The following is a 4,628-nucleotide window of genomic DNA, read 5'->3' on the forward strand; positions in this document are numbered from 1 at the left end:
TCTTCTCCAGGGCCGATGACGAGGAAGTGATGGATGATGATGTTGTAGAAGACCTTGAGAGTATCCTCGATGATTGTATCGCCGCACAACTCCCACCTTTATTCTTGCGCTGGCACTATCGTAGTAAACATGAAAGCCTCATAGCATTTAGTTGTTGAGTTTCATGAGATTATGAACAGAGGGGTTGCATAGAGGAAGAAGCATGCAGTAGTCTTTTTGGTAATGACCAAATCACCAAAGGAGACTGACCGCATGCGCATCCATTCTAACGCAACAACCTGTCCAAAGCAACGATTATTTATAAGACTGACCACCAGGAGCTCTCGATCACTGGCAGAAGCATTGCATATCTCGCCTGCCACTGTATCAAAGTGGAGAGCAAGAGACGATCAGAACGATCTCAGTGCTCGGCCTCATACAATTCATTATGCATTCACTCCTGAGGAGCAGAAGCTTATCCTCTCCCTAAGGGAGAAACGACTATCACTCGATGATGTACTGGACACGGTAAAGCCTGTTCTTGCTCATGCTACCCGTTCCAGCATACATCGATTGCTGGTAAGAAAGGGAGCAAACAGACTCCCAAGACTTACACAGCCTGAAGAGATAGGCAGGTTCAAGGATTATGAGCCTGGATACCTGCATATAGACTGTTTTTACCTGCCAAGAATAGACGGCAGAAGAAGATACTGTTTTGTAGCAGTGGACAGAGCTACAAGGCTCGTCTTTCTGCATGTTTATGAGCACAAGGACAAGGAATCTGCTGTGGATTTCCTTGGCAGATGCCTGTCCTTCTATCCGTTCATTATCAAAAAGATACTGACCGACAATGGCCGAGAGTTCACCCTGGATGGGTTCAGAAACCGATATGGCACAAAGACCAAAGATATACATCCCTTCGATGACATATGCGATGCATTAGGCATCGAACACAGGAGAACCAGGCCGTATACTCCAAAGACCAATGGTCTTGTGGAGCGTACAAACAGATTGATCAAGGATGATACTGTAAAGTCGCATATCTACTCTGATGCAGGGGAGATGATGGCAGACCTTTACAGGTGGTTCATCCAGTATAACTTTTGGAGAAAGCACCGCCGTATCGGACGTAAGACCCCGTACGAAAAGGTCTTGGAATGGTACGAGTGTTCTCCAAGCATCTTTATCAAGGAGCCTACTCACCTCCTGCGTTACTGTTCACAAGGTGGTGAGACTTGACAATTAGTAATCATTCATCATTTGGATGTTTGATACCAAGACGAGTAATGGATTTCCACCACTCCATTACTCCGCCTTGCCGAGAAAGGGTACCGGATCTACATACGGAGAGTGCAAACGATGAAAATCGGTATAATAAGCGATACGCACGGCAACGTCCCGGCCTGGGAGAAGGCGATGGAGATATTCTCGGGGGCCGATTGTCAATCGCCGGCATATTCCTACCAGTGAATGAGCGGCATGACTATACCATTTTTTCTGAGTAGGGTCATTTGTAAAATATGATTTATCGGTCTGTGATTTCTGGTTTTGTATCTGCCCTCTGTACCCCCTTTCTCCGTTCCTTCTGCCGGTAACTCTCACCGGTGATCAGTGTCACCCTGGCATGATGCGTAAGACGGTCCAGTGCCGCCGATGCCAAGAGCGAATCCCCAAAGAGTTCCGGCCATTCAGACGGCGATCTGTTCGATGTCAGGATGATGCTGCCCCTCTCATACCGCTGATGTATCAGCTCATACAGATCTTCCGCGCCCTGCACCGTGATCGGCCGCAGACCAAAGTCATCCAGTATCAGCAGGTCTGCGGTGATGATCTTATGCATGTACCTGGGATACGTTCCGTCCGCCCTCGATGCGAAGAGTTCCGTAAGCAGCCTGTGCGCAGGATACGATAGTACTTTCATATCCCGCTTTATCGCCTCATACCCGATCGCATATGCCAGGTGGCTCTTGCCGACACCGGTGGGTCCGCAGATAAGCCAGTTCTGCTTCTCCATGATGAAGCCGCATGTCGCCATCTCAAGAACAACGCTCTTATCCAGGGCAGGCACTGCGCCGAAGTCGAACTGGGAGAGGAGCCTTATGCTCTCGAACCCGGCGGTCCTCTCCATTCGCTTCTGTTTCCTGTATCGGCGCCGTTCTATCTCATCATCGAGGAGCAGGGCGAGGAACTCCGTTGGTGTGAGGCTCTGTTCCCTTGCAAGCTCGGACCGCTCTTCCAGTGTATCCATCATGCCGGAGAGCCTCAGTTCCCGCAGTTTAGGGAGGAGTGGATGGTTTAGCATGATACCACCTCCCCTCCGAAGAACTCTTCGGCGCTTCGGGCGTATTCGTAGATCTTAAGTTCCGGCTGCATCTGCTCTTTTGCTAGTTCAAGGTCGATGCCGGCTCTCAGGATATCTCTTATCTTCCTGTACCTGGGGACGCCGTAGTGCAGGGCTCTGGCGCAGGCTGCTTCCAGCCGTTTATCTCCATACTTGCCTGCGAGACTGATTATCCCCTGTACTGCCCTTAGATTGTCCAGCGGCCTGACCGATAACAGCAGGGCTACTACTTCGCCGCATCTGGGGCCTATCCGGTTTGCATGGTTCTCGCAGTACTCCCGTGTCCTCGTCAGGTAGATCGATTTGTCTTCCGGGTAGTGCTCTGTTCGGGTTATTCTCTGGCCCTTGCGGATGGCTCTTTCGTGGGTTACTATCAGGTCCACTCCGCTGTATATCTGTACCGTTCTTTCGTATACATGGATATCGAGCTTCCTGCCGATGTACTTGAAGGGCACGGAGTAGTAGCTCCCGTTTATCTGCACATGGCAGTCCCGGTGTACTTTCGCCTGGCGCACCTCTAATAGTTCAAACTCTTCGTTCGGCAGTGGCAGGAGCGCATGCTTCTCCTTCTCGTAGAATCTTTTGATCGGCTGTTCTGCCGTTGTGCCGTGAATCCTCAGTCCGGCTTCACATTCCACCCATTCCTTTACCTGCCTGTTTGCATCGTTTATGTCCAGAAACTCGGCTCCTGCAAGGAAGTTGCGCTTTACGTAGTGAACGCCGTTCTCTACCTTTCCCTTGTGCTCGGGGGTTCTCGGACGGCAGGGATGGATCAGGAACCCGTAGTGACGGGCCATCTGTCTGTACGGTTCGGAGAGTACGGCATCGTCCAGTCCTGCCTTTATCACCGCCGCCTTGAGATTATCGACTACGATCTCCTTTGGTACGCCTCCGAAGCTTCGGAAGGCTCTCCTGTGGCAGCCTATCCATGTCTCCATCTTCTGATCAAAGACGAACTCTACATATTGGTGTCTGGAGGATGAGAGCATCATAACAAAGCAGTATGACTGCCTTGTTTTATGTGTCTTCGGGTCGTACATCCTGCCGGCGCTGCCGAAGTCTACCTGGGCCTCCCTGCCTGGTTCTGTTTCTATGCGGATCACGGCTGTCGGCTCTTTGGGCTTTATGTTTGAGACGAACCGGCGCACGGATGTGTAGCTGCCTGTGTATCCGTGGTTTCTAACCAGCCGACGGTGGATCGCGACCATCTCTACGCCTTGATCTATAAGTTTCTCCACTGTCTGCCGATACGGCTCGACTGTGGAGATATTGCTTTTCCGAACGTTTGTTATCGGGCCGAGTTCTGCCGAGAGTTCGCATAGTTCGGGGAGCGGGAGGCCGGAATCGAGATAGCCTCTCTCCTTTGCCCAACTGTGATAGTTGCGTATTGTGTCTCTGGCATAGCCAAGGTCTTTTGCGATGGCTCTCTGGGATTGTCCGGCCCTGAGCCGGTAGATGATGTCTGCTATTACTTGCACTCTGAGTCTCTCCATTCTGCCCTCCCTTTGGAGTTAGTCTCCATCAGATGGGCGGTCATTTGCAAATGACCACGACTCAGAATGTGGCAAGGTTATGCCGGCGGTCGGGTGGCCTGCATATGGCGGCGATGGGTGGTATAGATATGCCGCTCATGGGTGGACTACTTATGCCGGCTGTCCCTGGTATAGTATAGCCCGGCTACTGACAGTGGGGACATTTTCGGATTGAGTTTTTTGATAATTTTGGTCATCGGTTCACCCCCACGTCTGTGGGGACATTCCTTACAAGCACTACGTCCTCTCCTAGCCGCACGGTTCACCCCCACGTCTGTGGGGACATTCCGCCGTACGCGCGGAGATCCAACCCGGGCAGCGGTTCACCCCCACGTCTGTGGGGACATTCGGATAGCGATTTCAGCTTCCTTTTCCGATGACGGTTCACCCCCACGTCTGTGGGGACATTCGAAAATCCTTGACGGAGATCTCCACGATCAACGGTTCACCCCCACGTCTGTGGGGACATTCTGACAGTAACCGAAAGACCAGGACAAATATCCGGTTCACCCCCACGTCTGTGGGGACATTCATTATATATTCTGGTACTTGGCCTGTATGGCCGGTTCACCCCCACGTCTGTGGGGACATTTGTGGGACATGATAGCAGAGAAACTGCTGGAGCGGTTCACCCCCACGTCTGTGGGGACATTTTTACGCTCAATGGCCATGCGGTGCTCCGGCCCGGTTCACCCCCACGTCTGTGGGGACATTGTTACAAGATGCAAAGCCAGTAAGGAATTGACCGGTTCACCCCCACGTCTGTGGGGACATTT

At 51.8% G+C, this 4,628-nt stretch carries 3 protein-coding genes and 1 CRISPR repeat array; of the genes, 1 reads left to right on the forward strand and 2 read right to left on the reverse strand.

From position 1 onward, the window contains the following. Positions 1-222 precede the first annotated feature (222 nt). Positions 223-1,218 (forward strand): IS481 family transposase, encoded by a 996-nt coding sequence (locus PHI12_13540; GenBank protein MDD5511815.1) that lies wholly within the window; start codon positions 223-225, stop codon positions 1,216-1,218. A 286-nt stretch (positions 1,219-1,504) separates the two neighbouring features. On the opposite strand, the gene istB is transcribed toward PHI12_13540, so the two are convergent. Both istB and istA read right to left on the reverse strand, forming a co-directional pair. Then, on the reverse strand, positions 1,505-2,281 hold the full coding sequence (gene istB, locus PHI12_13545) for an IS21-like element helper ATPase IstB (GenBank protein MDD5511816.1): 777 nt from the start codon (positions 2,279-2,281) through the stop codon (positions 1,505-1,507). Then, entirely contained in the window at positions 2,275-3,813 is a 1,539-nt protein-coding gene (gene istA / locus PHI12_13550; protein MDD5511817.1) for an IS21 family transposase, read from the reverse strand. Before istA ends, istB begins: the two co-directional genes overlap by 7 nt. A gap of 175 nt (positions 3,814-3,988) precedes the next feature. Continuing rightward, positions 3,989-4,627: direct repeats of the CRISPR family, unit length 29 nt; unit sequence CGGTTCACCCCCACGTCTGTGGGGACATT. Position 4,628 lies beyond the last annotated feature (1 nt).

This window comes from Dehalococcoidales bacterium (assembly GCA_028716225.1).
GTDB lineage: Bacteria > Chloroflexota > Dehalococcoidia > Dehalococcoidales > UBA5760 > UBA5760.